General features: G+C 71.9%; 27 protein-coding genes. 22 read left to right on the plus strand and 5 right to left on the minus strand.

Going from position 1 to position 26274, the window contains the following annotated elements:
- The first annotated feature begins 38 nt into the window (after positions 1 to 38).
- From AB0I79_RS36690 to AB0I79_RS36700, 3 genes are all read left to right on the plus strand, one after another.
- The gene (locus AB0I79_RS36690) at positions 39 to 1058 is read left to right on the plus strand and encodes a helix-turn-helix domain-containing protein (RefSeq protein WP_357883514.1); all 1020 of its coding nucleotides are present in this window, start codon (positions 39 to 41) and stop codon (positions 1056 to 1058) included.
- A gap of 606 nt (positions 1059 to 1664) precedes the next feature.
- Positions 1665 to 1826: a hypothetical protein gene (locus AB0I79_RS36695; protein ID WP_357883517.1), complete on the plus strand. Its 162-nt coding sequence runs from the start codon at positions 1665 to 1667 to the stop codon at positions 1824 to 1826.
- Between the two features lie 147 nt (positions 1827 to 1973).
- Positions 1974 to 2927 carry an alpha/beta hydrolase gene (locus tag AB0I79_RS36700; RefSeq protein ID WP_357883520.1) on the plus strand — a complete coding sequence of 318 codons (954 nt, stop codon included), beginning with the start codon at positions 1974 to 1976 and terminating at the stop codon, positions 2925 to 2927.
- An 86-nt stretch (positions 2928 to 3013) separates the two neighbouring features.
- On the opposite strand, the gene AB0I79_RS36705 is transcribed toward AB0I79_RS36700, so the two are convergent.
- Positions 3014 to 3859, minus strand: a complete 846-nt coding sequence (locus AB0I79_RS36705; protein ID WP_357883523.1) for a helix-turn-helix transcriptional regulator — start codon at positions 3857 to 3859, stop codon at positions 3014 to 3016.
- An 88-nt stretch (positions 3860 to 3947) separates the two neighbouring features.
- Between AB0I79_RS36705 and AB0I79_RS36710 the strand changes: the two genes are divergently transcribed.
- Both AB0I79_RS36710 and AB0I79_RS36715 read left to right on the plus strand, forming a co-directional pair.
- A complete protein-coding gene (locus tag AB0I79_RS36710; RefSeq protein ID WP_357883526.1) occupies positions 3948 to 4721 on the plus strand; it encodes a glucose 1-dehydrogenase in 774 nt (257 codons plus the stop codon).
- A 440-nt stretch (positions 4722 to 5161) separates the two neighbouring features.
- On the plus strand, positions 5162 to 6034 hold the full coding sequence (locus AB0I79_RS36715; protein WP_357883529.1) for an aldo/keto reductase: 873 nt from the start codon (positions 5162 to 5164) through the stop codon (positions 6032 to 6034).
- Positions 6035 to 6085: 51 nt separating this feature from the next.
- On the opposite strand, the gene AB0I79_RS36720 is transcribed toward AB0I79_RS36715, so the two are convergent.
- A complete protein-coding gene (locus AB0I79_RS36720) occupies positions 6086 to 7315 on the minus strand; it encodes a serine/threonine-protein kinase (protein WP_357883532.1) in 1230 nt (409 codons plus the stop codon).
- 222 nt (positions 7316 to 7537) lie between these two features.
- Between AB0I79_RS36720 and AB0I79_RS36725 the strand changes: the two genes are divergently transcribed.
- The 5 genes from AB0I79_RS36725 to AB0I79_RS36745 all read left to right on the plus strand — a co-directional run bounded on the left by AB0I79_RS36725 (position 7538) and on the right by AB0I79_RS36745 (position 11601).
- The gene (locus tag AB0I79_RS36725; protein ID WP_357883535.1) at positions 7538 to 7960 is read left to right on the plus strand and encodes a helix-turn-helix domain-containing protein; all 423 of its coding nucleotides are present in this window, start codon (positions 7538 to 7540) and stop codon (positions 7958 to 7960) included.
- A gap of 435 nt (positions 7961 to 8395) precedes the next feature.
- Positions 8396 to 8959, plus strand: coding sequence for an NAD(P)H-dependent oxidoreductase (locus AB0I79_RS36730; RefSeq protein WP_357883538.1), 564 nt, complete (start codon positions 8396 to 8398; stop codon positions 8957 to 8959).
- 147 nt (positions 8960 to 9106) lie between these two features.
- Complete coding sequence (locus AB0I79_RS36735; protein WP_357883541.1) at positions 9107 to 10183, plus strand: LLM class flavin-dependent oxidoreductase; 1077 nt, start codon at positions 9107 to 9109, stop codon at positions 10181 to 10183.
- Positions 10180 to 10872: an NAD(P)-binding domain-containing protein gene (locus AB0I79_RS36740; protein WP_357883544.1), complete on the plus strand. Its 693-nt coding sequence runs from the start codon at positions 10180 to 10182 to the stop codon at positions 10870 to 10872. Before AB0I79_RS36735 ends, AB0I79_RS36740 begins: the two co-directional genes overlap by 4 nt.
- Before the next feature lie 42 nt (positions 10873 to 10914).
- Positions 10915 to 11601 (plus strand): SDR family oxidoreductase, encoded by a 687-nt coding sequence (locus tag AB0I79_RS36745; RefSeq protein WP_357883547.1) that lies wholly within the window; start codon positions 10915 to 10917, stop codon positions 11599 to 11601.
- A 30-nt stretch (positions 11602 to 11631) separates the two neighbouring features.
- Here AB0I79_RS36745 and AB0I79_RS36750 read toward each other — a convergent pair whose 3' ends face one another.
- Complete coding sequence (locus AB0I79_RS36750; RefSeq protein WP_357883550.1) at positions 11632 to 12219, minus strand: TetR/AcrR family transcriptional regulator; 588 nt, start codon at positions 12217 to 12219, stop codon at positions 11632 to 11634.
- Between the two features lie 169 nt (positions 12220 to 12388).
- Between AB0I79_RS36750 and AB0I79_RS36755 the strand changes: the two genes are divergently transcribed.
- The 4 genes from AB0I79_RS36755 to AB0I79_RS36770 all read left to right on the plus strand — a co-directional run bounded on the left by AB0I79_RS36755 (position 12389) and on the right by AB0I79_RS36770 (position 15129).
- A complete protein-coding gene (locus AB0I79_RS36755; protein WP_357883553.1) occupies positions 12389 to 13018 on the plus strand; it encodes an isochorismatase family cysteine hydrolase in 630 nt (209 codons plus the stop codon).
- Complete coding sequence (locus AB0I79_RS36760; RefSeq protein WP_357883556.1) at positions 13015 to 13998, plus strand: MBL fold metallo-hydrolase; 984 nt, start codon at positions 13015 to 13017, stop codon at positions 13996 to 13998. The genes AB0I79_RS36755 and AB0I79_RS36760 overlap by 4 nt, the downstream gene beginning before the upstream one ends.
- Before the next feature lie 258 nt (positions 13999 to 14256).
- Positions 14257 to 14541: a hypothetical protein gene (locus AB0I79_RS36765; RefSeq protein ID WP_357883559.1), complete on the plus strand. Its 285-nt coding sequence runs from the start codon at positions 14257 to 14259 to the stop codon at positions 14539 to 14541.
- 72 nt (positions 14542 to 14613) lie between these two features.
- Positions 14614 to 15129 carry a DinB family protein gene (locus AB0I79_RS36770; RefSeq protein WP_357883562.1) on the plus strand — a complete coding sequence of 172 codons (516 nt, stop codon included), beginning with the start codon at positions 14614 to 14616 and terminating at the stop codon, positions 15127 to 15129.
- A 76-nt stretch (positions 15130 to 15205) separates the two neighbouring features.
- On the opposite strand, the gene AB0I79_RS36775 is transcribed toward AB0I79_RS36770, so the two are convergent.
- On the minus strand, positions 15206 to 15700 hold the full coding sequence (locus AB0I79_RS36775; protein WP_357883565.1) for a phospholipase A2: 495 nt from the start codon (positions 15698 to 15700) through the stop codon (positions 15206 to 15208).
- A gap of 199 nt (positions 15701 to 15899) precedes the next feature.
- Between AB0I79_RS36775 and AB0I79_RS36780 the strand changes: the two genes are divergently transcribed.
- Both AB0I79_RS36780 and AB0I79_RS36785 read left to right on the plus strand, forming a co-directional pair.
- Complete coding sequence (locus AB0I79_RS36780; protein ID WP_357883568.1) at positions 15900 to 16514, plus strand: TetR/AcrR family transcriptional regulator; 615 nt, start codon at positions 15900 to 15902, stop codon at positions 16512 to 16514.
- On the plus strand, positions 16511 to 17692 hold the full coding sequence (locus AB0I79_RS36785; protein ID WP_357883571.1) for an MFS transporter: 1182 nt from the start codon (positions 16511 to 16513) through the stop codon (positions 17690 to 17692). The genes AB0I79_RS36780 and AB0I79_RS36785 overlap by 4 nt, the downstream gene beginning before the upstream one ends.
- Here the strand turns inward: AB0I79_RS36785 and AB0I79_RS36790 are convergent.
- Positions 17679 to 18407 carry a MerR family transcriptional regulator gene (locus tag AB0I79_RS36790; protein WP_357883574.1) on the minus strand — a complete coding sequence of 243 codons (729 nt, stop codon included), beginning with the start codon at positions 18405 to 18407 and terminating at the stop codon, positions 17679 to 17681. The genes AB0I79_RS36785 and AB0I79_RS36790 overlap by 14 nt on opposite strands.
- A 521-nt stretch (positions 18408 to 18928) precedes the next feature.
- Between AB0I79_RS36790 and AB0I79_RS36795 the strand changes: the two genes are divergently transcribed.
- The 6 genes from AB0I79_RS36795 to AB0I79_RS36820 are packed head-to-tail and all read left to right on the plus strand — an operon-like array spanning position 18929 to position 26243.
- Positions 18929 to 20284, plus strand: coding sequence for an extracellular solute-binding protein (locus AB0I79_RS36795; RefSeq protein ID WP_357883577.1), 1356 nt, complete (start codon positions 18929 to 18931; stop codon positions 20282 to 20284).
- Entirely contained in the window at positions 20284 to 21225 is a 942-nt protein-coding gene (locus AB0I79_RS36800; protein WP_357883580.1) for a sugar ABC transporter permease, read from the plus strand. The genes AB0I79_RS36795 and AB0I79_RS36800 overlap by 1 nt, the downstream gene beginning before the upstream one ends.
- The gene (locus AB0I79_RS36805) at positions 21222 to 22049 is read left to right on the plus strand and encodes a carbohydrate ABC transporter permease (RefSeq protein WP_357883583.1); all 828 of its coding nucleotides are present in this window, start codon (positions 21222 to 21224) and stop codon (positions 22047 to 22049) included. Before AB0I79_RS36800 ends, AB0I79_RS36805 begins: the two co-directional genes overlap by 4 nt.
- Positions 22046 to 23308: a 6-phospho-beta-glucosidase gene (locus tag AB0I79_RS36810; protein WP_357883586.1), complete on the plus strand. Its 1263-nt coding sequence runs from the start codon at positions 22046 to 22048 to the stop codon at positions 23306 to 23308. Before AB0I79_RS36805 ends, AB0I79_RS36810 begins: the two co-directional genes overlap by 4 nt.
- Positions 23305 to 24273: a BadF/BadG/BcrA/BcrD ATPase family protein gene (locus tag AB0I79_RS36815; protein WP_357883589.1), complete on the plus strand. Its 969-nt coding sequence runs from the start codon at positions 23305 to 23307 to the stop codon at positions 24271 to 24273. Before AB0I79_RS36810 ends, AB0I79_RS36815 begins: the two co-directional genes overlap by 4 nt.
- On the plus strand, positions 24270 to 26243 hold the full coding sequence (locus AB0I79_RS36820) for a glycoside hydrolase family 9 protein (protein WP_357883592.1): 1974 nt from the start codon (positions 24270 to 24272) through the stop codon (positions 26241 to 26243). The genes AB0I79_RS36815 and AB0I79_RS36820 overlap by 4 nt, the downstream gene beginning before the upstream one ends.
- Positions 26244 to 26274: the final 31 nt, after the last annotated feature.

Below are 26274 nucleotides of genomic sequence, written 5' to 3' on the forward strand. Positions count from 1 at the left end.
CTGCGGGTGCGTGTCACTCTTGCTGAGGGGAGAGCAGGTTGAGCTTGCTGTTGACGACCGCTTCCGTTCCTGACCGTGACAAGGTCGCCTACTGGAATGACGCGGTGAGCAGGACCCTGGTGCCCATGACCGTCGTCCCGCAAGGCGACGGACCGTTCGAGGGCCGGATCGCGACCGACCGCCTCGGTTATCTCCAGGTCTCGACCATGGAGGCCGACGCGAATCGGATCAGCCGCACGCCGACGCTGATCGCACGCTCGCCGGCGGGATTCGTGGCGATCGGTGTTCAGGTGTCGGGCACGGCGACCCTGCTCCAGGACGGCAGGCGGGCCGAGGTGAGCGAGGGGGACCTGGTGGTGTACGACACGACGAGGCCGTACTTCTTCGACTATCCGCAACGGTTCTCCACCCATGTCTTCCAGTTGCCCCGCCGCGTGCTGGGCGTTCCGGAGGCTGACATCCGGCAGGTCACCGGGACCACCATCGGCACAGGGGACGGCCTCGGCTCGATGCTGGTGCCCTTCCTGGCCGCGCTGGCCGCCTCGGCCCACGCCTACTCGCCGGCCGTGGCGAGCCGGTTGGCGGGCAACGTCGTGGACCTGTTCTCCACGCTGGTGGCCGAACGGACCAACCAGGTCGCTCTGGAGGCGGACAACGCCCGCGCCCACCTCGCCCTGCAGGTTCGCGGTCACATCAACGAGAACCTGGGCGATCCCGGTCTGTCGCCGGAGAGCATCGCGCGGGCGCTCCGGATTTCGCTCCGCTACCTGCACCGGGTCTTCGAGGGCGAGGGGATCACGGTCGGTCGGCTCATCCAGTACCGGCGCCTGGAGGAGTGCGGGCGCGAGCTCGCCCGCCGCGGCGGGACGGTGCCCACGGTGTCAGTCGTGGCCCAGCGATGGGGGTTCGTCAATCCCGCCCACTTCAGCCGTGCCTTCCGGGCCGTCTACGGGATGTCCCCTCGTGAATGGCGTGGCTTGCGCGCCGATGAGGTCGAGGGCGGGCCGGCGCCGGACTCCTCCTCGCGGGCCCGCGTGCCCGGCGCCGATCAGCGGTGACCTCCGCGCCCGGCCGGAACCCATTCGCCCTCAGGCCTTCTTGGCAGGAGACCATGTGAGCGACACCACCCCGCCGTCCGATCGGCCCCCCGCGCCGAATTGCAGGGCGGAGACCGTCTTCCCGAGGACGCCGGCACGCGCGGGCGCCTGGTACGCGCGTTCGCTCTCGGCACGGACGCGGCCGCCGTGTTCGTGGAGTGCGAGCGCGCCCCGGAGGCTCGGCATCCGGTCGCTCTCGAGCAGTGCCACGCGGCCGCGAACGGCTCCCCCGGCTCTGGTGGTCACCGGCGAGGCCGACGTGGTCCGCGACGAGGGCGAGGCATGGGCGCATCGACACCCTCCACTCCGTCCTGCACCGCTACCGCGGCTGACCTCACCGCACCCGGGCGCCTCCCCGGTGACACTTCCCGGCAAGAAACAGTGCGCTCGAGGGCAACAGCCGGCCAGGGATCTCCCCTAACGTCATGGACGTCCCGGACCGCACCCGTCATGCAACACCCTGCCCCGGCCACCGGCGGGCCGAGGCGGTCCGCGCAGCGCCCTTCCGTCCCGTGCGTGGTCGTGAGCGCGCACCACCGCCATCATTCGGATCCAAGGAGCAGGTCGATGCCGTACATCACCGTGGGTAAGGAGAACTCCGCCTCCGTCGACCTCTCCTACGAGGATCACCGAACCGGGCAGCCGGTGGAGATCGAGGGCGCTCCGCACGGCCTGCTGTGGACCCACGCCGCCGAGGTCGGCCAGGCCCTGCTCGGCTTCGTCAAGTGATCCGGCAGCGCCCCGCCCCTCCGGCGCCGGGCCCGCTCGCAAGGCCGCCGTACCGGTCTTCCATCCCGACACCGTCGCCCGCCTGATCGAGCGCGCCGTCACCGGCCGCTGGTCCCGCGGGTTCCCTTCTCACCTTTGGAGCGATCCATGAACAAGCCCGTTCTCGAGCCTGCCGCGCGTGCCTTCGCCGAAGCCACCGCACGGCCTCCCTTCCTGTTCCAGCTGCTGCCGGGCGAGGGCCGCAAGGCCGTCGACGACGTGCAGTCCGGCCCGATCGACAAGCCGGCCGTGGACGAGGAGTGGGTGACGATCCCCGGCGGCCCGACCGGCCAGGTCAAGGCCCGCATCGTCCGCCCGGCGGGCAGCACCGGTGACCTGCCCGTCGTCATCTACATCCACGGCGCGGGCTGGGTGTTCGGCAACGCCCACACCCACGACCGGCTGGTCCGCGAGCTCGCGACCGGCGCGGATGCCGCCGTGGTCTTCCCCGAGTACGACCTGTCGCCCGAGCACCGCTACCCGATCGCGATCGAGCAGAACTGGACCGTGGCCCAGTGGATCGTCGCCGAGGGCGCGTCCAAGGGACTGGACGCCTCCAGGATCGCGGTGGCCGGCGACTCGGTCGGCGGCAACATGAGCGCCGCCCTGACGCTGATGGCCAAGCAGCGCGGCGGGCTGGAGCTGCGCCAGCAGGTGCTGTTCTACCCGGTGACCGACGCCTCCTTCGACACCGGCTCCTACCACCAGTTCGCCGAGGGCTACTTCCTGCGGCGCGACGGCATGCAGTGGTTCTGGGACCAGTACACCACCGACGAGGGCCAGCGGGCCGAGATCACCGCCTCCCCGCTGCGTGCCTCGCTGGAGGAGCTGGCCGGGCTGCCCCCGGCGCTGATCATCACCGCGGAGGCGGACGTGCTGCGCGATGAGGGCGAGGCGTACGCCAACAAGCTGCGCTCCGCCGGGGTGCCGGTGACCGCGGTGCGCTACCTGGGCATCATCCACGACTTCGTCATGCTCAACGCACTGCGCGAGACGCACGCCGCCGCCTCCGCGATCGAGCTGGCCACCGGCACGCTGCGCCGCGCCCTGGCCAAGCGCTGAGTCAGCGCGCGCGAGCCATGACCGTCCGGCCGGCGTTCGGCCAGGCGAGGCCGTCGCCGGCCCTCCCCGAAAACCGATCGGCCGGTTCAGCCCGGCACGTTCATCCGCTGGGTGCCGATCACTGAAATCAACCGCAGCGCCTCCTCGGCAGGGGAGCCGGGGTCGGCCGTGTAGATCACCACCTGCTGGTCCCGGTCGGAGATGTCCAGCACGTGGCAGTTCAGGGTGATGGGGCCGACCAGCGGGTGGTGCAGGGTCTTGCGCAGGCTCGGCCCGGGGGACACGTCGTGCGAGGCCCACAGGCGGGCGAACTCGGCGCTGCCGTCCAGCAACTCCGACACCAGCTCCTGCACTTCGCGGGCGCCGGGGTAGCGGGCGGCGGCGGCGCGCAGCCGCCGGGCCGCCTCGTTGGCGAACGCGGCCCGGTCCGCCTCGGCCAGGACGGGCGGCCGGGACCCGTTCAGGAAGGCGTAGCGGATGAGGTTGCGCTCGCGCGGGGACAGCGCGGAGAAGTCCCCCATCAGTGCTGCCGCCAGGTCGTTCCAGGCGATCACCTCGTAGGTCGCGGACAGCACCATCACGGCGGCCTGCGGCAGCCGGTCCAGCAGGTCGAGGATGTCGCGGTGCACCTCGCGGCGCGGGCCGGGCGGCGGGCCCGGCGGTGCGCCGGCCAGGTGGTGCAGGTGCCCGCGTTCGGCCTCCGACAGGCGCAGCGCCCGGGCCAGCCCGGCCAGCACCTCGCGGGACGGGCGCGGGGCGCGGGCCTGTTCGAGGCGGGTGTAGTACTCGGTCGAGATGTAGGCGAGCTGGGCCACCTCCTCGCGGCGCAACCCGGGGGTACGGCGCCGCCGCCCGGCCGGCAGGCCCACGTCGGCGGCGGAGATCCGCTCTCGCCTGCTGCGCAGGAAGGCGGCCAGTTCCTGTCTGTCCACGCTTCCACTATGCGGGGCCTGCGCCGCGCTCAGCCAGGTACCACCGATGCCTGGCTGGGCCCCGCACGCCGGGGCCAGGCTCGATGCCATGACTGATCACACGAACAACGGCCTGCTGGCCGGCAAGGTCGCCTTCGTCACCGGTGCCGGCCGCGGCATCGGCGCCGCCGCGGCGCGGCTGTTCGCGAGGGAGGGCGCCACGGTGCTGCTCGCCGCCCGTACCGAGGACCAGCTCAAGGCGGTGACGGAGGAGATCCGCGCGGCGGGCGGCACCGCCGGCCACGTCGTGTGCGACCTGGCCGACCCGGCCGGCGTCCGCGCCGCGGTGGAGCGGGCGGTGGATCTGTACGGCAGGCTCGACGTCGCCTTCAACAACGGCGCGACGGCGGTGCCTCCGGCGCCGATGGACCGGATGCCGGAGTCCGACTTCGACCTGATGTACACCGTGAACTTCAAGGGACAGTGGGTCGCCATGGCCGCGGAGGTGGCCGCGATCCGGGCCACCGCCGGGACCGGGGCGATCGTCAACACCTCCACCGTCGGCAGCTGGGGGCCGAACCCCTTGCTGCCCGCCTACGGCGCGATGAAGCGGGCGCTCAACAGCCTCACCGAGTCGGCCGCCGCCACGTACGGCCCGGAGGGCATCCGGGTCAACGGGATCGCCCCCGGCACCACGCTGACCGAGATGGTGGACGCCTGGGAGGCCGTCTCGCCCGGGATCGTGGAGCAGCTCAACGCGCGGACCTCGCTGCGCCGCGCCGCCGCGCCCGAGGAGGTCGCCGAGGCCGCCGCCTGGCTGCTCAGCGACCGCTCCTCCTACGTGACCGGGACGGTGCTGCGGGTGGACGGTGGCCTGAGCTGAGCAGGTTGGAGACGGTTCGGGAGGTGTCGCCATGTTCTCGCGGCCAGGGCATCTCTCCCATGTGCGCAGGCGCGCGTACTGATCGCGGCCACCCTGTTCGTGGTGCTCGCCGGCGTCGGGGGCGGCGGTGTCTTCGGCGCCCTGGACACCGGCGGCTGGAGTCGCCCGATGCGGAGTCGTACCGGCCACCGAACTCCTGAAGGACCACTTCGGGCACCGGCCGGCGCGGGCGGCCACCACCTCGGCGGCATGGAACGCGCTGTCGCCGCGCCCAGGTCGCTGACGCCCAGGTCGCTGAACAGCCGAACGCCTCCGAGACATGGCTTTGCCGGCTGTTGAGGTAGGGGGCGGGACCGCTGGGCAGGCGCGGATGAAGTGCACGGAGCCGATGCGCGGCAGCATGCCCCGGCCTCGGCGGCAAGCAGAGAAGGGAAGCCGTGATGACCTCTGTGACGGCCGACGCATCCGGCCAATTCATGATCGACGGCGCTCTCCCCGTCAACCGCCTCGGCTACGGAACGATGCAGCTGACCGGCCCGGGCGTGTGGGGGCCTCCGGCCGATCCGGACGAGGCCGTGCGAGTGCTGCGCCGGGCGGCGGAACTCGGGGTGACGCTCTTCGACACCGCCGACTCCTACGGCCCGTCGGTCGCCGAGCCGCTGCTGCGGCGCGCTCTCGCCCCGTACGATGAGGACATCGTCATCGCCACCAAGGCAGGGCTCACCCGGCAGGGCCCCGATACGTGGACGCCTCTCGGCAGGCCGGCCTACCTGCGGCAGCAGTGCGAGATGAGCCTGCGCATCCTCGGGGTGGAGCGGATCGCGCTGTTCCAGCTGCACCGCGTCGATCCGGACGTGCCCCTCGAAGACCAGGTCGGTGAGCTGAAGGCGCTGAAGGACGAGGGGAAGATCGCGCACATCGGCCTGTCGGAGGTGAGTGTCGAAGAGATCGAACAGGCCCGCGCCGTCGCCTCGATCGCCTCCGTGCAGAACCTGTACAACCTGGCCACCCGCACCGCCGAGAACGTGCTCGACCACTGTGAACGCCACGACATCGCCTTCATCCCGTGGTTTCCGCTGGCCACCGGCGGCCTGGTGCGGTCCGGCGGGCCGCTTGAAGCCATCGCCTCCCGGCTGTCGGCCACGCCGTCACAGCTCGCGCTCGCGTGGCTGCTCCACCGCTCACCGGTCATGCTGCCCATTCCCGGCACCTCGTCGATCGAGCATCTGGAGCAGAACGTGGCCGCCGCGGGCCTGCAGCTGACCGACGAGGACATGACCGAGCTGACCTCGGCCGTCACGGCGCCGAGCTGACCTCCGCGCCGAACCGCCAGCGTGCACCGGGGCGTCCGCCGCTGACGGGGCCTACGTAGTCACGCACGCCGGTGACGTGGCGGAAGCGCGCGTCCCGCGATCCTGCGCGTCCGCCGGACTGCCGAACACCGATGACAACAGCAACGTGCCGACCGTCGCGGCCACCGCCACCACGGCAGCCACGACCGCGACACCGCGCCGACGCCGACCGGCCCTCCAGGACGCGGAAGGGGCCGGCGCCGTCGTCGCGAAGGCCCGCGGGGCCGCCTTCACCGCATGCCTGCCCTGCGCCCGGCCCCGCCCCTGGCCGTCGCCAGGCGCGGCAGCGTGATGCTCACGACAGTCCCCATGACAGTGCTCACGACGGTGCTCACGACGGTGCTCACGAAGGTGGTCACGGCGGTGCCGATGCCGGGTGGCAGGCCGGACATCGCGCGCCGGCGCGGTGCCGCTGACGACGGCCGATGACGGCCCGCGGTCCCCGCCGATGAGATCGCACAGCACCTCCACGGCCGCCGGCCGAGCCGCCGCGTCCTTGGCCAGGCAGGCCGCCACCAGCCGGCGCAGCGCGTCGGGCAAGCCGGACAGATCCGGCTCGGCATACAGGACGGCGTTGAGCGTCGCCGGCACGGTACCGCCGGCGAAGGCCGGCCGGCCGGTCGCCGCGAAGACCATCGTGCCCGCCCACGAGAACATGTCGGAGGCGGGGGTGAGCGGCTGGTCATCGAACTGCTCCGGCGCCATGTACGCCGGCGTGCCCACCGGCTCGGTCGAGCCGGTGGCCGCGTCCAGCGCGAAAGCGATCCCGAAGTCGATCACCACGGGCCCTTCCGGGCCCATGATCACGTTGCTCGGCTTGAAGTCGCGGTGCACGATCCCTGCCGCGTGGACAGAGGTCAGAGCGGTCAGCGTGGTGACCGCCAGCCGCTCCAGCCCGCTGCCGCTGCGCGGCCCGCCCTCCTTGACCAGCCTCTCCAGCGACGGCCCCGGAACGTACTCGCTGATGATGTACGGACGCTCGTCGGTGAAGCCGGTCTCCAGCACGCGGGCCGTGGAGAAGGTGGCCAGCCGCTGCGCGATCTCCGCTTCGCGGCGGAACCGTGCCCTGACATGGGAGTCGGCCGCGAAGCACGGGTGCAGCATCTTGATCGCCACCTGCCGCCCGCCAGGCGACTCGCCGAGGAAGACCGCGCCCTGGCCGCCTTCGCCCAGCCGTCTCACCACGTGGTAGCCGCTGACGCGTGCCGGGTCTCCGGGGCCCGGCGCGGGAAGATCCTGCATGGTTCCTCATCCCTCTCCTGATCGTGCCTCACTGCTGCGTCCCGGGCGGGCACCCGGTCAGCCGTGGCCGCCTGCACCGCGGCCACGCGGCTCGGCCACGTCTCCGGCACGGCCATGGCGGGGCTCTCCGCGAGTTACTTTTGGTTACTGATGTACTCTTCGAGGACGGGTAACAGCAACGTGACCTGGTCACTTTCAGGTGACGGAGGAGGCAGGGGCCGCATGTCGCACCAGGCCGAGGCGGACAGGGTGCTGCGTTCGCTGGACAGGACGTGCCTTGATCACGACCCGGACGTCCTGCGGTCCGTGCTGGACCGGGTCGGCGACAAGTGGAGCCTGATCCTCATCGGGCTGCTCGACAGCGGGCCGATGCGCTTCACCGGGTTGCTGCGGACGGCGCCGGGCATCTCCCGCCGCATGCTGACGCTGACGCTGCGCAATCTGGAGCGGGACGGGCTGGTCAAGCGTGTGATCTTTCCGGAGATCCCGCCCCGGGTCGAGTACGAGGTCACCCCGTTCGGGCGCACCCTGTCCGAGCCCGTCCTGGCGATCGCCCGGTGGGCGGCCGACAACCAGGACACGCTCCGCGCCAACCGCCGCGCCTTCGACCAGGCCGCCGGCCACGACCCCGACGATCTCGGCTGAGACCTGGACGGTTCACTCCATGTGACCACGGTTCCGTTGAAGTGACCGATCACCGGCGTGTATTCAGTACTCGGAAGTCACTGAGGCCGGCGGAAAGCCCTGCTCGAAGCCGTCGGCGCACGTACGGGAGATTATCAGCATGCCCTCGCCCACCCTCTGAGCCGACCGCTCTTCCCTGGCAGGGCGCCCATCACCCACGGAACGGCGCTCTCCACGGACCCCGAGGCACCCCGCCGCCCCCCGTCGCAGTGCCGTGCCCGCACGCCTTGCCGCGTGATGCTCCCCCGCCCCGAACCTGACCCGAGCCTGCCCATGGCCTGCCCATGCCCTGGCCATGGCCTGCCCAGGGCTTCCTTGGCGACCCCGAACCACGGGTCACCCGCCATCCCACACGGGTTCACCTCCGTGAGAAACCTCTGTTGAAAGGACCCCGCAATGACTCGTATCGGCATCATCCTCGGCAGCACCCGCCCCGGTCGCAACGGCGAACAGGTGGCGCAGTGGGTGCTGGAGCACGCCTCCCGGCGCACGGACGCCGTCTTCGAGCTCGTGGACCTGCTGGACTACCCGCTCCCGCACCTGGACGAGCCCCTGCCGCCGGCCTACGGCCAGTACCAGAACGAGCACACCAAGGCGTGGGCCGCCAAGATCGCCTCCTACGACGGTTTCGTCATGGTGACGCCCGAGTACAACCACTCCACCTCGGGTGTGCTGAAGAACGCGATCGACTACCTGTTCGCCGAGTGGAACCACAAGGCCTTCGGCATCGTGTCCTACGGGAGCGTCGGCGGCGCCCGGGCGGCGGAGCACCTGCGGCTGATCGGGGGCGAGCTGAAGCTCGCCGCCGTGCGCACCAACGTGGCCCTGTCGCTGTTCACCGACTTCCGCGACTTCAGCAAGCTCGCCGCCGGTGACCACCAGGTGGCGGCCCTGGCGACCATGTTCGACGAGGTCGTCGCCTGGAGCCGCGCCCTGGCCCCGCTGCGCCAGGCCGCCTGAGCCCCGTGCCGGCCGGACGGTCCCGCACACCCCGGCCGGCACGGCAACCACCGCCCGGAGAGATCCACCGCGACGCCCACGCCGGCGTCGGCATCGGCATCGGCATCGGCATCGATCGCTAGGAACACCACAGAGCAGGAGGAAACCGTGAGCGTCGGCAGGATCGAACACCCGCGCTTCGAGGTGGGGCTCAACTCGTTCGGGGAGGTGGCGACGGATGGCGGGCGGGTGCTCGACGACGCCGAGACGCTGCGCCTGCTCGTGGAGGAGGCCCGGCTGGCCGAGGCGGTGGGGCTGGACGTCTTCAGCGTGGGAGAGCACTACCGCGAGGGGCACAACGACTCGGCGGCCCCGGTGCTGCTCGCCGCGATCGCCACCGCCACCCGGCGCATCGGGCTCGGCACGTCCGTGACGGTGTTGAGCACGAACGACCCGGTCCGGCTGTATCAGGAGTTCTCCACTCTCGACGCGGTGTCCGGCGGCCGTGCGCAGATCGTGCTGGGCCGCGCCTCCGCGGTGGAGTCGTTCGCGCTGTTCGGCTACGACCTGGCCGACTACGAGCGGTTGTTCGAGGAGAAGCTCGACCTGTTCCTGCGGCTGGAGCGGGAGGAGGAGGTGACCTGGTCCGGGACGGTGCGGACGCCGCTCACCGGGCAGCGGCTGCACCCGCGGATGCGGCCGGGCGGCATCCCGACGTGGATCGGCGTGGGCGGCAGCCCGGACTCCGTGCTGCGCGCCGCCCGTCACGGCCTGCCCCTCATGATGGCCATCATCGGCGGGCGGCCTCAGCGGTTCGCCAGGAACGTCCAGTTGTACCTCACGGCGCTGGAGCGTTTCGGCCGGCCCGAGCTGCCGATCGGCCAGCACTCGCTCGGCCTGGTCGCCGACACCGACGAGGAGGCCGTGGAGACCTGGTGGCGGTACTGGCAGCCGGTCGTCGAGGCGCTCGCGGCCGAGCGCGGCTTCTACGCGCCGGACCGGGAACGCTACGAGGCCGAGCTCGCGCACGGCGCGCTGTTCGTCGGCTCGCCCGAGACGGTCGCCCGGAAGATCGTCCAGGTGGCCCGCGATCTGCGGCTGAGCCGCTTCGATCTGAAGTACGACATCATGCACCTGCCGCGCGAGGCCCGGGCTCGCACGATCGAGCTGCTCGGCCGCGAGGTCGCCCCGCGGGTACGCGAGCTGCTCGCCGCCGGGCGCGCCGGCGACCTGGAGCGAGCATGAAGCCCGGCGACGTGCGCACCATCGGCATCCTCGGCGCCGGCAAGGTCGGCACCGTGCTGGCCCGCCTGGCGGTGGAGGCCGGCTACCGCGTCCTGATCGCGGGCTCCGGGGAGGCCGCGCGGATCTCCCTCATCGTCGAGGTCGTCACGCCCGGCGCGGTCGCGGTGAGCGCGGCGGAGGCCGCCGGGGCGGACGTCGTGGTGCTGGCCCTGCCGCTCGGCAGGTATCGCCACGTGCCGGCCGAGGCGCTGCGGGGCAAGCTGGTGATCGACGCGATGAACCACTGGCAGGAGGTGGACGGGGTACGTGACGACCTCACCGACCCGCGGACATCCTCCAGCGAGATCGTCCAGGCGTTCCTGGCCGGTGCCCGGGTCGTCAAGGCCTTCAACCACATGGGCTACCACGACCTGGAAGAGGGCGCCCGGCCCGCCGGCGCGCCCGGCCGCCGCGCGATCGCCGTCGCCGGTGACGACCCGGGCGACGTCGAGGTCGTCGCCTCGATCGTGGACGCGCTCGGCTTCGACCCGGTGATCGCCGGCCCGCTCGCCGAGGGCGTGCGCATGGAGCCGGGCACGGAACCGTTCGGCGCGAACGTGGACGCGGCCGAGCTGCACGCCATGCTCGGCCGGTTCCCCGAGTCGCGGCGCGGCCGGCAGGTGCTCGGCGCGCGGCGGGGAACGCCCTGAGGTGACGGCGCGCTGACATGTGTGCACAGTGAAGGAGGAAACATGGAGATCAAGGGATCGGTCGCCCTGGTGACGGGTGCGAACCGCGGTATCGGGCGCGCGTTCGCCCGAGCGTTGATCGACCACGGCGCGAAGAAGGTCTACGCCGGCGTCCGCGACCCGGCCGGCGTGCCGGACCCCGACGTCGTCCCCGTCCGTCTGGACGTCACCGACGAGGAGAGCGTCGCCTCGGCCGCGTTCATCGCGAGCGACGTCTCCATCGTGGTCAACAATGCCGGGGTCGGCGGCGCGAGCACCAAGCTGCTGGAGGGCGCCTTCGACGGTGCCCGCCAGGCGATGGAGGTCAACTACTTCGGCACCTGGGCGGTGGCGCGGGCCTTCGCTCCCGTCCTGGCCCGCAACGGCGGTGGAGCCCTGGTCAACATGCTGTCGGTGGCGTCCTGGGTCGGCCAGCCCGAGTTCCCCGGGTACGCGGCCTCCAAGGCCGCGCAGTGGTCGCTGACGGACGCCCTGCGCAAGGCGCTGCGCGCGCAGGGAACGCTGGTGGTCGGGGTGCACGCGGGCTTCGTGGACACCGACCTCAGCGCCTGGACCGACGCGCCGAAGATCAGCGCCGGCACAGTGGCCGAGCTGACCATGGACGCCCTGCTCCGTGACCAGGCCGAAGTGCTGGCCGACGAGCAGAGCCGCAGCGTCAAGGCGGCACTGTCGGAGCCGGTCGGGCGCTGACGCGCCGCGTCGGCCGGGACGCCGCTGGGGTCAGCCGGCGGTCACGGTTGCCGGGGCGGGTTCCTTGAGCCGCCGGGCGACTGTCGTGAGCAACTCGTCCGAGAAATCCTCGTCGGCCACGGCCCGGGACATGAGCACGGCGCCGACCAGGGCGCTGAGGGTGAGCATCGCCTCGGCCCTGGCGTCCTCGCTGTCGCCGTCCAGGCCCTCGATCAGCTCCAGGTACGCGCGGACCTGCTTCTCGTAGGCCTGCTTTACCTGCTCGTCGCCCCGTCCCGCGGCGGCTCCGAGGGTGACCAGCGCGCAGCCGGTGGCCGGCCTGTCGCGGTGCCGCTTGGCGAGATAGGCGTCGACGAGGCCGGCCCGCGCGCTCTGCTCGTTCCCGCGCGCGGCCCGCTCCATCTTCGCCGAGCCCTCGGCCAGGGCGACGGCGGCGGCCTGCGCGATCAGATCGTCCCGCGAGGCGAAGTGTTTGTAGAAGCCGCCGTGCGTGAGCCCGGCCTCCTTCATCAGCTCGGCGATGCCGGGACGGGTGACGCCTTCCGCGCGGATCTTGCGGGAGGTGATCCGCAGGACCCGCGCGCGGGTCGCCGCCTTGTCCGCCTGCGAATGGCCCATACCGGCCCTCCCCCTCCTGCGGTGGAATCGCCGCGCCTCGTCGTCTGGATGACGTACATCATACACATCAACAGCAAAGCGCTATTTGACCGTAGTTTTCTTGACTCTGTGGATGATGAGAAACATCCTGTAATTTGGCGCGTCGACTGATCAGCAAGGAGCAAGTGCCATGTCCCAGGCGTATGACCCCCGCCACACGGCCGTGCTGCTGGTCGATCCGTACAACGATTTCCTGTCGGAGGGCGGCAAGATCTGGCCGCGCGTGCAGCCCGTGGCCGAGCAGGTCGGGCTGCTGGACCACCTGCGTTCCGTGATCGCCTGCGCCCGGGAGGCGGGCATCCGTGTGATGATCGTGCCGCACCGCCGCTGGGAACCCGGAGACTACGAGACGTGGGACCATCCCAATCCCACCCAGCGCGGCATCATGGAGCGGCACAGCTTCGCCCGCGGCACCTGGGGCGGGGAGTTCCACCCCGACTTCCAGCCGCGCCCCGGCGACATCGTGGCCCGGGAGCACTGGGCACAGAGCGGGTTCGCCAACACCGACCTCGACTTCCAGCTCAAGCAGCACGGCATCACCCACGTCGTGCTCGTCGGCCTGCTGGCCAACACCTGCATCGAGTCCACCGGCCGGTTCGCCATGGAGCTCGGCTACCACGTCACGCTGGTGCGCGACGCCACCGCGGCGTTCCTGCCCGAGATGATGCACGCCGCCCACGAGCTGAACGGCCCCACCTTCGCCCACGCCATCACCACCACCGGCGACCTCACGGCCGCGTTCAAGGGAGCGCACGCGTGAAACCGCTGATCGGGGCGGCCCAGGTCTCCACCACCCCGGCGACCGCGAAGGCGCTCACCGGCTGCCGCGGCGCCGGCGGGCGCACGCCGGCCTCGGACGACCAGCGAATCCCCCGCTCCCGGGGCAGAGCGCACGAATCCCATCGTGCCGACCCTTTGACAGGAGCGCAGGAGGCGCAGAGCATGGACATGCCCCGGCAGGAATGCGCGATCACCACACTGGGCGGGCCCACGGCCGTCATCGACCTCGGCGGCCTGCGCATCGTCAGTGATCCGACCTTCGACGACGCAGGGCCGCACGGTTACCTGACGAAAACGGCGGGTCCGGCCGTCGCCGAGGACGCCCTGGGCGCGATCGACCTGGTCCTGGTCAGCCACGACGGCCACCCGGACAACCTCGACGAGCGTGGACGCGCATGCGCCAGGAGCGCCCCGATGGTCATCACCGGCCCGCTCTCCGCGGAACGGCTCGGTCCGCCCGCGATCGGCCTCGCTCCCTGGGACAGCTACCACGTGCCCCTGGGCGACGGCGGGGGCCGGCTCACCGTCCTGGCGGTCCCCGCCGTCCACGGCCCCGAGGACGGCGATCGCGACGCCGACGGGCACGTCAACTGCGAGGTCACCGGGTTCGTCCTGTCCGGTCCAGGACTTCCCACGATCTACATCAGCGGCGACAACGCCTCCATCCGTACCGTGGCGGAGATCTCCCGCCGCCTGCCGGACATCGACGTAGCCCTGCTCCACGCCGGAGCGGCCCGCGTACCCGCGAAGTTCGGCGGGCGCCCGCTGACGTTCGACAGCCGACGAGCCGCGGCCGCCGCGGCGGTCCTGGGCGCGGGCCTCGTGATTCCGGCCCACTACGACGGCTGGGCCCACTTCTCCGAAGGGCTGGCCGACCTGGAGCTGGCCTTCCAGGAAGCCGGGCTGTCCTCGCTGCTGCGGACGGCACCGCACGGCACCTGGACACACGTGCACCGCTGACCAACACGGCGGATTTGTCAGGGTGCCGGGATGCCTTCTCAGCGCGCCTTACTGCCGCGGTCGGCCCCTGCCGCTTCGGGAACGTCGTCCCGCGCGGTCGCCGCGCTGCTGGACCGGCTCGAAGCACGATCCGTCGAGTGTCACTCCCTCATGGTCGTACGCCACGGTCACGTCGTCGCCGAAGGCTGATGGGCGCCGTACTCGGCCGGACGCCCGCACCTTCTCCACTCGCTGACCACGTCGTTCACCTCGGTCGCCGTGGGGCTCGCGATCGCCGACGGGCTGCTCTCGCTGGACGACCGGGTGGTGGACGTGTTGCCCGGCCACGTGCCGGCCGGCATCTCGGAGCAGGGCCGCCGCCTCACCGTTCACCACTGGACGGTCGCCGACCTCTACGTCATCACCACCCCGCACCGGGTGCGGCTGGTGGTCGACGCCGGCGCGGGGACAGCGGTGGCGACCTGGAGCACCGTGCCCCTGACCGGCCCCGGCCTGGCGTTGCATCTGCGGGCGCCGCTGATGACCCGTCCCGACGTCGCGTAGGTGTCGCCGGCCGGACCCGCACGGCGGAAAATGTCGTGCGATGTCAGGGTTAGCCCAGTAGCATCCGCCCTCATGAGCATTCCTCGCGTACGGCCGCCCCTGGTCGCCGACGAACGCACCCAGCTCGTCGGCTGGCTCGACACGCAGCGCGCGATCGTCCGGTGGAAGTGCGAAGGGCTGTCGGAGGAGGACGCCTACCGGCCGGTGCTGCCCACCTCGCCGCTCATGACCGTGGCGGGCCTGGTCTCGCACCTGCGCTGGACCGAGCACTGCTGGTTCGAGGTGCTCTTCCTGGGCCTCCCCGCGGACGGCAACCCGCAGTTCGACGAGAGCGTGGAGGACGCCGACATGCGGGTCGAGGGCGTCCCGCTGGCGCAGCTCCTCGACGAGTACGAGCGCCAGTGCAAGATCTCGAACGACATCGTCGCCGCGCACTCGCTGGACGACGTGGGCAAGCATCCCGGCTTCCGCTCGGCCGCGGCGAGCCTGCGCTGGATGCTCATCCACATGGTCGAGGAGACCGGCAGGCACGCCGGCCACCTGGACATCATCAGGGAGCTGGTGGACGGCGAGAAGGGCTACTACTGACCGCCCGCAGGAGGCCGTCCGCTGCCGGGGACGCCGCAGCAGTCGCGGCCGCCTGCGTGCCGCGGCGGGGCGACTCCTAGGTGAGGCCGCCGAGGAGCCTGACGGCGTTGTAGTACTTCATCGCGATGTCGATGCAGTCGTTGATCTTCGAGCGTGACGACTGTTCCGAGCACACCCTCAGCATGTCCGTCCTGAAGGCCTCGTCCACCTTCTTGCGGTGGGTGTTCCTCCAGGACGCGGAGCCGACCAGGTGCTTGACGTTCGCATACCCGAAGTCGTGCCGCGCGCAGGCGTTCTTGAAGTCGAAGCCGCTGGGCTTGTCCGGGCTCTTGTCGCAGTAGTCGGTCCGCCAGTTGAAGTTCATGTTCTTGATGTGGCCCTTCTTGTCGCGGTCGGCCCGCGCACGAAGCCACGCGTCGTAGCCGGCGGCCGTATCTGCCGTGAGCCTGAGCGCCGTGATGAGCTTCACGTTCTTGCTCGCCTTGGGAGGATCGGCGCTCGCCGCGGCGGGAACGCCGAACACGGCGGCGGCCGCGCAAGCCGCCGCTGATAAGGCCAGGAACTTCGCCATGGTGACTCCAGGGGTGAGGAGGATGTCGCGCCCGTTGCCGGGCGGCCAGAGACGATGGTCGCGATCCGGCCCGCCGTACCGCAAGAAACCGCGGTGCGCGGCGGCGCGGAACATACCTGCGGCATACCGGGCAGGACGCCCAGGCGCCTTCCCAGAACCGGCAGTTGCGCCGTTTTACATACATGTCAGCATGTATCCCATGAAGCGCACTGCTGAAGAAGCGGCGGCCACCCGTGCCCGGGTGCTGGAGGCCGCGATCCTCGTGTTCGCCGACAAGGGCTGGAAGGAGGCGACCTTCCACGCCATCGGCGCACGCGCCGGCGTCACCCGCGGAGCCGTCCACCACCACTTCGGGGACAAGAAGCTGCTGCTGGAAGAGGCGCTCGGCGCCGGTTGGCGGCGCCACGCCGCGCCGGCCCTGGAGGAGCTGGTCCGTCCGGAGCACGGCCCCGGCCGGCGACTCACCGGCTTCCTCACCCGCTACCTGCGGCTGCTCGCCGAGAACGAGTCCTTCCGCGCGCTGGCGGTCGCCTCGGTGCTCGTGGCCCCCCAGGTCCTCGACGTCGGGGAGGGAGTCAAGGAGAAGATTGAGGAGACCGACCAGTGGGCCGCCCTCATCCTCCCGCTCCTCGACACCCCCGGGCTGCGCCAGGGACTGCGGGCCGAGGACGCCCTGTTCACGGTGATGGCCATGCTGCACGGGGTCACCGTCACCGCGGCCACGGCCCCCCACGAACTGCCGGCCGCCGAGGCCGCCGCCGGCATCGCCCGCGCCGTCGTGGCGGGCCTGCTTCCCGGCCAGGAGGAGGGGTGAGCTCCCCACGTCCCGCCGGCTCCCCCAGGGTCGCCGTCACCGTGGCCAGTGCGGCGCTGTTCACCGACATGCTGGTCTACGGGCTGGCCGTGCCCGTCCTGCCGCTGCTGCCCTCGGTGGCCGCCGCCGGGCCGGCCTCCGGCGGCGTCCTGTTCGCCGCCTACGCCGTGGCGATGGTCGCCGTGACCCCGCTGGCCGGCCGGCTGACCGACCGCAAGGGGGCGCGGACCCCCATGCTGGCCGGCCTGGCCGGTCTGGCGGCGGCGACGCTGCTGTTCAGCGTGGCCGAGCCGTTCTGGTTGCTGCTGCTCGCCCGCGCTCTGCAAGGAGCCGCCGGGGGCCTGTCCTGGGTGGCGAGCCTGTCGCTGATCGCGGCGTGCACTCCGATGCGCACCCGGGCGCGTTCCATGGGGATCGCGCTGAGCGCCATCTCCCTCGGCACGCTCCTCGGGCCGCCCCTCGCCGGGATCATGGTCGAGCAGGCAGGGGTACGTTCCCCGTTCGTGCTGGCGGCCTGCCTCGCGCTCGCCGACGGCCTGGCCCGGATCCTGCTGGTCAGGAAGACCGGCGAGGTGACCGACGACACGGGCGGGCCACTGACGGTCCTGCGCGTGCGGGGCTCGATCACGATCGTGGTCGTCATCGCGCTGGGAGCGGCGGTGATGGCCGCGGTCGAACCGGTGCTCCCGGCCCGGCTGGCGGGCGCGCTCGGGGTCGGGCCGAGCGGGGTCGGTGCGTTGTTCGCGCTGGCGGTGCTCACCGCTATCGTGGCCAACCCCGTCGTCGGCGGGCTGTCCGCGCAGGTCCCCGCCCGGCGGCTGGTCACCGCCGGAGCCCTGATCGGTGCGGGGTCACTGGCCGGTCTGGGGTGGGCGGTGACGGTGTGGCAGGCGGCGCTGGCCATGGCCGGGCTGGGCGTCACCGTCGCTCTCCTCCTCGCCCCCGTCACCGCGCTGATCGGGGATCAGGGCCGGCGCAGCGACCCGCCGACCCTGGGCGGCACCTACGCGCTGTACAACCTCGCCTATGCGGCAGGGCTGGCGTCGGGGCCGCTGGCGGGCGGCGCGGCCACCGGCACGATGGGCTTCTCCGCGGGAATGGGCGCTGTCGCGCTGCTCGTCGCGGTGACGGGCCTGATCGTGGCCCGAGGCCTTCCGGTGCCTGCTAGCCCTGCATGAGCCGGGCGAGCCGGTCCCAGGCCGGGGACGAGGCTCCGGGCTGGGACTGCTCGGCCAGCCGGGCGATGGCCTCGTTGCGGACGGGTCGGGTCTCGGATCGGCTGTGGTGCCGGGCGTACCAGCCGCGGGTACGGTCCGCCAGGGCAGGCAGGCGGGGATCGTCCGGCGGCCAGTCGTAGGCGGCGTCATGGTCGAGGTAGAGGGCGCGGAACTCGGGGTCGCCGAGGAGCTCGCGTTTCTCGGCGATCCACACGGCGGCGTCGTCGGGTGAGGCCGTCTGCATCAGGATCCAGCCGTCACGTTCCAGGTTCCGCTGGCGTTCGCTCACGCCGAGCCGGCGCAGCTCGTCGAGGTAGTCGGCCACCTCGGGGGAGACGAACAGCCGGTCACCGCCGCGCAGCTCGGCGAGTTGCTCGCGGGTTCGCCGTAGCTGCGTGATGCGGTCGTCGAGGTCGTGGTCGAGCTCGGCGATGGCCGCGGTGAGGGTGTCCGCGTCGGCGTCGAGCAGGTCCTTGATCCGGGCCAGGGGCACGCCCGCCCGTGCCAGGGTCCTGATCTTGACGAGGTCGATCGCGTCCTTGGCGGTGTAGCGGCGGTAGCCGGAGGAGTCGCGGTCGGGCTCGGTGAGCAGGCCGCGCTGGTGGTAGTGGCGGATGGCCTTGGTGGTGACTCCGGCGTAGTGCGCGAGCTGGCCGATCGTGAGCATGCCGGACATCCTCGCACCCTTCGGATGGTCAGGCCTGGCGGGCCAGGCGGCTCGGATGGTCAGACCTGGCGGGCCAGGCGGCCGCCGCAGCTCGTCGGCCCGCGCGGCGAGCACGAGCGCGATCCGCCGGGACCGGCGACTTCACCGATGCGGCCATGGCGGCGGCTCCCCTACCGTCGAGCATCAGATCGCCGCGATGCGGCTCACCGGCGGCGGCCACGTCGTCAGCCTGGCCCTTGGCGCCGGGCGTCGCCGTCGTATCGCTGTGTTCGGGCGCCGGCCCGGCGGAATCAGCTCGCTGAGCGCACCCGACGAGGCATCACGCCTGTCCTCCGCAAAGGTCTGCCTCCAAGCCGAAGGGGGTGCCGCCGTTCCCGGACTTGGTTAACAGTCCTGCCGCCCAATCGTCCGGAAAGCGGCGTCACGAGTTGATTTCGAGGCTTGACCACGCGGGGCCGCACGCCTACCGTCCTTTCCAAGTTAGGAAACCTTACTAACGCTGGCGTCATCCCCGCTCATAGGAGACCCTCGTGCGCTTCGTCCCTCTCGCGGCGGCCGGGTTGCTGGCCCTGTCGCTGACCGCCTGCACCGCGGGCAAGCAGGCGCCGCCGTCGCTCGGCGCCCAGCCCAGACCCACCGCGAGCGGCACCGGCCCGGCCGCCGCCGCGTTGCCCGCCGCCACGCTGGAGCTGTGGCACGGTTTCTCCACGGACGTCGAGACGAAGGCGTTCGAGGAGGCGGTCGCGGGCTTCACGAAGAAGTTCCCGCAGATCAAGGTCACCATGAAGAAGGGCATCCAGGACGACCAGATCACCCAGGCGATCCGCGGCGGCAAGGCTCCCGACGTGGCGGCCTCGTTCACCACCGACAACGTCGCCCAGTGGTGCAAGAGCGGCGCCTTCCAGGATCTGACCCCGGTCATCCAGCAGGACGGCATCGACCTGAGCGTGCTGCCGGCCGCGTCCCGCGCGTACACCGAGTTCGAGGGCAAGCGGTGCACGATGCCGCTGCTCGCGGACGCGTACGGGCTGTACTACAACAAGGCGCTCATGAAGGGTGAGCAGCCGCCGAAGACGCTGTCGGAGCTGACCGAGCTGACCAAGAAGCTCACCGTCCGCGACGCCGACGGGACCATCAAGGTCGCCGGGTTCATCCCGAGCTTCCAGTACTACGAGAACTCCCCCAGCCACCTCGGGCCGATGGTCGGCGCGAAGTGGTACAACGACGACGGCACCTCGGCCATCGGCTCCGACCCGGCGTGGAAGCAGCTCCTGCGCTGGCAGAAGGAGCTGGTCGACTGGTACGGCTACGACAAGCTGGAGAAGTTCCGCAAGGGCCTGGGCGACGAGTGGGGTGCCGAACACCCGTTCTTCGAGGGCAAGGTCGCGATGATCCTCGACGGCGAGTGGCGCAACGCCATGATCGCGGGCGACCCCGACGCCAAGGACATGGACTACGGCACCGCCCCGCTGCCCGTCGCCGACGACAAGCCCGACCTGTACGGCAGCGGCTTCACCGCCGGCACCGTGATCGGCGTGCCGAAGGGCGCCGCGCACCCGCAGCACGCCTGGGAGCTGGTCAAGCACCTGACGACCGACACCGAGTCGCTCGTGACGCTGTCGAACGCGTTGCGCAACGTGCCGACCACCAAGGCCGCCATGGAGCACCCGCGCCTGGCCAGGGACGACAACTTCGCCACCTTCCTCGCCATCTTCTCCCATCCCAAGACCTCGACGCTGCCGGCCAACGTCAACAGCGTCTTCAACCAGGACGCCTTCTCCACCTTCCTCACCCAGTGGGAGAAGGGCGCGGTCAAGGACCTCGACGCCGGGCTGGCCGAGGTGGACAAGCGGATCAACGACAAGCTGAAGCTCTCCGGGGGCTGATGATGGTCTCCACCCACGCGGCGCCGCCCCGCCGGCGGCGCGGCGAGGGCGCGCGCGCCCTCCTGTGGCTGTCGCCGTGGATCATCGGCGTCGCGGTCTTCTTCGTCTACCCGCTGCTGTCCACGGTGTACTTCTCCTTCCACCGCTACGACCTGTTCACCCTGGAGTTCGTCGGCCTGGACAACTACCGCTACGCCTTCTCCGACACCCGCGTGCTGCAGTCGGCCCTGAACACCCTCTGGCTCGTGGTGTTCATGGTCCCGGCCCAGGTCCTGTTCGCACTCGGCGTGGCGCAACTACTGACCAAGGTGAAGAGCGGCGGCGGGATCCTGCGGACGATCTTCTACCTGCCGTCGCTGGTGCCGGCGGTGGCCGGCACGGTCGCCTTCGTGTACCTGCTCAACCCGGCGACCGGCCCGGTCAACCAGATGCTGGCGTGGTTCGGCATCACCGGGCCCGACTGGTTCGGCAGCGCCGCCTGGGCCAAGCCCAGCCTGACGCTGCTCGCCCTGTGGGGCGCGGGCAACCTCATCATGATCTTCCTGGCGGCGCTGCTGGACGTGCCCAGGCACCTGTACGAGGCCGCCGCGATCGACGGGGCGGGCGCCTGGCGGCAGTTCCGCAGCATCACGCTGCCGATGATCTCCCCCGTGCTGATGTTCTCGGCCGTCACCGGCGTGATCTACGCCGTGCAGTACTTCACCCAGGCGATGATCGCCTCCCGGGTGGCCTCCGGCGCGACCGACTCGGCCGGCTCCACGTTCACCCCCGGCTACCCGGACGGCTCGCTGCTCACCCTGCCCCAGCACCTGTTCCACACCGGGTTCCGTGACTGGTCGATGGGGCTGGCCTGTGTGCACGCGCTGCTGCTGTTCGCGGTCGCGATGCTGTTCACGCTGATCCTGCTCCGCCAGTTCAGCAAGTCGGAGGTGGCCTCGTGAGGCGCAGGCGCGGCCTGATGTGGGTCGCCCGGCACGCGCTGGCCATCGCGCTCGCGCTGATGTTCCTGGGCCCGATCGCGTTCGTGGCGCTGACCGCGCTCATGACCGACGAGCAGGCGCTCACCAGCGAGCTGTGGCCCGAGCGGTGGAACTGGGCCAACTTCGCCGACGTCTTCGCCCGCTCGGAGCTGCTCACCTGGACGGTCAACACGTTCGTCTACGCCTCGCTGGCGACGCTGTTCATGCTGGTGTCGTCCATCCCGGCGGGCTACGCGCTGTCCCGTTTCCGCTTCCGGGGGCGCAAGGCGGCGTTCCTCGTCGTGATCGCCACGATGATGCTGCCGCCCCAGGTCGTGGCGGTGCCGATCTACCTGGTGTGGGCGCGGCTGGACCTGACGGACTCGCTGTGGCCGCTGATCCTGCCGATGCTCTTCGGTGACGCATTCTCGATCTTCCTGCTGCGCCAGTTCCTCATCACGATCCCGCGCGACTACACCGACGCGGCCAAGGTGGACGGCTGCTCGGACGTGAAGATCCTGTTCACCGTCATCCTGCCGATGGCCCGCCCCGCGATCGCGGCGGTGGCGCTGTTCTCGTTCTTCTACTGCTGGAACGACTACTACGGGCCGCTGCTGTACGCCGGGGTCGACCAGGAGGGCTGGACCCTGTCGCTGGGGCTGGCCACCTTCAAGGCCTTCCACAGCGTGCAGTGGAACCTCACCATGGCCGCCACCCTGCTGGTGACCGCCCCGGTGATCATCGTTTTCCTCTTCGCCCAGCGGGTCTTCATCGAGGGCGTGACATTGACGGGAGTGAAGGGTTGAAACTCGCCGTGGTCGGGGGCGGCTCGACGTACACGCCTGAGCTGGTCGACGGGTTCGCCCGGTTGCGGGAGGATCTGCCGCTGACCGAGCTCGTCCTGGTGGATCCGGCCGCGGAGCGGCTGGGGCCGGTCGCGGGCATGGCCCGCAGGATGTTGCGGGCGGCCGGGCACCCGGCCACCGTGACCGCGACCGGCGACCTGCGGGAAGGGGTCGCCGGGGCGGCGGTCGTCCTGCTGCAGCTCCGGGTGGGCGGGCAGGCGGCCCGCGAGGTGGACGAGACGCTGCCGCTGCGCTGCGGCTGCGTCGGCCAGGAGACGACGGGCGCGGGCGGCCTGGCCAAGGCGCTGCGGACGGTGCCGGTGGTGCTGGACATCGCCGAGGTGATCGCCGAGCACGCGCCCGAGGCGTGGATCGTCGACTTCACCAACCCGGTCGGCATCGTCACCCGCGCGCTGCTGGACGCCGGGCACCGCGCGATCGGGCTGTGCAACGTGGCGATCGGCTTCCAGCGCCGCTTCGCGGCCATGCTGGGCGTCGCGCCGTCACGGGTGTCGCTCGGTCACGTAGGCCTCAACCACCTCACCTGGGTGCGGTCGGTCGGGCTCGACGGCGTGGACGTGCTGCCCGATCTGATCGGCGAGCACGCCCCGGAGATCGCCGCCGACGTGCGCCTGCCGGTCGAGCTGATCACCCGGCTCGGCGCCGTGCCGTCGTACTACCTGCGCTACTTCTACGCCCACGACCTGGTGGTGGCCGAGCAGCGGGCCGAGCCGTCACGCGCGGCGCAGGTGGCGGACATGGAGCGGCGGCTGCTCGCCATGTACGCCGATCCCGGCGTGACGGTCAAGCCGGACCTGCTGGAACAGCGGGGAGGCGCGTTCTACTCCGAGGCGGCGGTGGCGCTCATCGCCTCGCTGCTCGGCGACCGGGGCGACACCCAGGTCGTCAACGTGCGCAACGGCGGCGTCCTGCCGTTCCTGCCGGACGAGGCGGTCGTCGAGGTCCCGGCCAGGATCACGGCCTCCGGCGCCGCGCCGCTGCCCGTCGCCCCCGTCGAGCCGCTCTACGCGGGGCTCATCGCGCACGTGTCGGCGTACGAGACGCTCGCCGTCGAAGCCGCGCTGCGCGGCGGGCACGAGCGGGTCGCCGACGCGCTGCTCGCCCACCCGCTCGTCGGGCAGGAGCACCTGGCGGGCGAGCTGGCCGCGCTGCTGGTGGAGGCCAACCGCGCGCACCTGCCGTGGGCGGGAACGCGGTGAGGACGATCCTGGCGGTGGACGGCGGCAACAGCAAGACCGATCTCGCGCTGGTGGCCGAGGACGGGACCGTGCTCGCCACGGGCCGGGCCGGCCCGTTCGTGCCGCAGAGCGCCGGGGTGGCCGCCGCCGCCGACGTGGTGGAGCGCGGGGCCAGGGCGCTGCGCGACGGCATGGCCGCGCCGTACGCCGACGTGATGGCGGCCTACCTGGCCGGAGCCGACTTCCCCGCCGAGGAGGAGGCGCTGCGCGCGGAGTTCGAGGCGCGCGGGTGCGCGGGCGAGGTGACGGTGGCCAACGACACCTTCGCGGTGCTGCGCGCGGGCGCCTCCCTGCCGTGGGGCGTCGTCGTGGTGTGCGGGGCGGGCATGAACGCCGCCGGCGTCGCGCCGTCCGGCGAGGTGGCCCGCTTCCCCGCGGTCGGCAGGTGGAGCGGCGACTGGGGCGGCGGCGAGGACCTGGCCGCCTGGGTGCTCTGGCACGCCGCCCGCATGGAGGACGGGCGCGGCCCGGCCACGGCGCTGGCCGAGCTGGTCGTCACGCGGTTCGGCACGGCGAGCGTCGCGGAGGTGGTGCACGCCCTGCACTTCGGCGAGCTGGACCCGGCCCGGCTGCACGAGCTGGTGCCTGACCTGTTCGCGGTCGCGGCCGGCGGCGACGCCGTGGCCAGGGGCCTGGTGGACCGGCAGGCCGAGGAGGTGGCCGTGATGGCCAGGGTGTGCCTGGAGCGGCTCGGCCTGCTGGACACGCCCGCCGAGGTCGTGCTCGGCGGCAGCGTGCTGACCGCGCGGGACCCGTACCTGCACGGCCTGATCGAGGCCGCGATCGGCGCGAGCGCGCCGCTCGCGCGGGTCGTGGTCAGCTCGCTCCCCCCTGTCGCGGGCGCCGCCCTGGCCGGGCTGGACCTGCTCGGCGCGGCCGAGGCCGCGCGAACCGCAGTTCGCGATCATTTCAGGAGGAGCAGATGAGAAGGCTGATCCCCGCCGCGCTCGCGCTGGCGCTGCTGGCGGGCGTGAACACCCCCGCCCAGGCAGCCGCGCGCGGCCACATCCGGGTCGACCAGGTCGGTTTCCTGCCGGACGAGAGCAAGCACGCCTACCTGATGACCAGTGGCCGGGCGGGGCGCTTCACCGTGGTGGACCGCCGCGGCCGGGTGGTGCTCACCGGGCGGGCGGGCCCCGACCGGGGGGCCTGGAACAGCACGTACCCGCACGTCTACGACCTCGACCTGACCCGGCTGCGCACCCCCGGCAGCTACCGCGTCAAGGCTGCCGGGGCGGCGCCGGCCGAGTTCGAGATCGCGCCGTCGCGGAATCCGGCGGCCGGGGTGCTGGGCTTCTTCGGCCTGCAGCGCGACGGCGCCGACGCGCCCCGCACGCCCAGCCACCTCAACGACCGGGCCGCCTCCGTCTACGACTGGCCCGAGTTCACCGGCCCCGACACCGACCAGATCAAGGGCGAGCTGAGGAGGATCGGCGGCCCGGTCGACGTCGAGGGCGGCTGGTTCGACGCGGGCGACTACCTCAAGTTCACCCACATCCTGGCGTACGTGGACACGCTCCTGTGGGCCGCCCAGCGGGACGGGAAGGCCCCCGGCCGCGCCCTGCGCAACGAAGCAGCCCATGGCCTGAAATATCTGGACAAGATGTGGGATGAGGAGTCGAAGACCCTCTACATCCAGGTCGGCATCGGCGCCGGCAACGCCGAGGGCACGTTCGTCGGCGACCACGACATCTGGCGCCTGCCCGAGGCCGACGACGGCGACGACGCCGCAGGGCACCAGTTCATCCGCCATCGCCCGGTCTTCCGCGCCGCCGCCCCCGGCCAGCCGATCAGCCCGAACCTGGCCGGGCGCACCGCCGCCGCCTTCGCCCTGGCCGCGCAGGTCGAACCGTCCCCTCGCCGCGCCGCCCGCCTGCTCGACCAGGCCGCCTCCGTCTACGCGACCGCCAGGACCACCGGCGTAGACCGGCTGGTCACCTCCCTGCCGCACGCGTTCTACCCCGAGAGCGTCTGGCGCGACGACATGCAGCTCGGCGCCGCCGAGCTGGCCCTGGCCGCGCAGCGCCTGCGCGACCCGCGCGCCGGGCGGTGGCTGGCGGACTCGGCCCGCTGGGCGCGCGGCTACCTCGACGAGGATCAGGGCGACACGCTCAACCTGTACGACGTGAGCGCCCTGGCCCACGCCGACCTCCTCAAGGCCATGCGGGCCGCCGAGGCCGGTGGGACAGGCGGTCCCGCCGGCACCCCCGGGACCGGAGCGACCGGCTCAACCGGCTCAACCGGCTCGACCGGCTCGACCGGCTCCACCGGCTCGACCGGCGGCACCCCCCGGACCAGCCCGACCGGGGAGTTGGGCAGGACCGGCGGGGCCAGCGCGACCGGCGGGCTCGCCGTCACCGAGGCGGACCTGATCGCGGGGCTCAAGGCCCAGCTCGACCTCGGCGCCCGCCGCGCCGCCGCGGACCCGTTCCGCGCCGGCGCGCGGTACGACACGTTCGACTCGGTCCCGCACGCATTCGGCCTGGCCGCCACCGCCCGCCTCTACAGGTCGGTGACCGGCGACCGCGCCTACGACGCCCTCGGCACGCAGCAGCGCAACTGGGCGCTCGGCGCGAACCCGTGGGGCGTGTCCTTCGTCGCCGGGGCGGGCAAGAACTCGATCGCCTGCCCGCACCACCAGATCGCCAACATCACCGGCAGAGCCGCCACCGGCGCGGTCGTCAACGGGCCCAACGGCGCGGAGCTGTTCGAGGGCGGCCTGGGCGGGCACTTCGAGGAGATGCCGCCCTGCCCGGCCGGCGGCGTGGACCGCTATGCCGAGTTCACCGGGCACGGCAGCCGCTTCGTCGACGACGTGCGCTCCTGGCAGGCCTCCGAGCCGGCCGACGATTTCGCGGCGATCGCCCTGTACGCTCTCGTGCTGACGTCGACGTGACGCCCCTGACGCGGAGATGACGTGAAGCCCC

This window comes from Nonomuraea sp. NPDC050202 (genome assembly GCF_040656115.1).
Lineage (GTDB): Bacteria > Actinomycetota > Actinomycetes > Streptosporangiales > Streptosporangiaceae > Nonomuraea.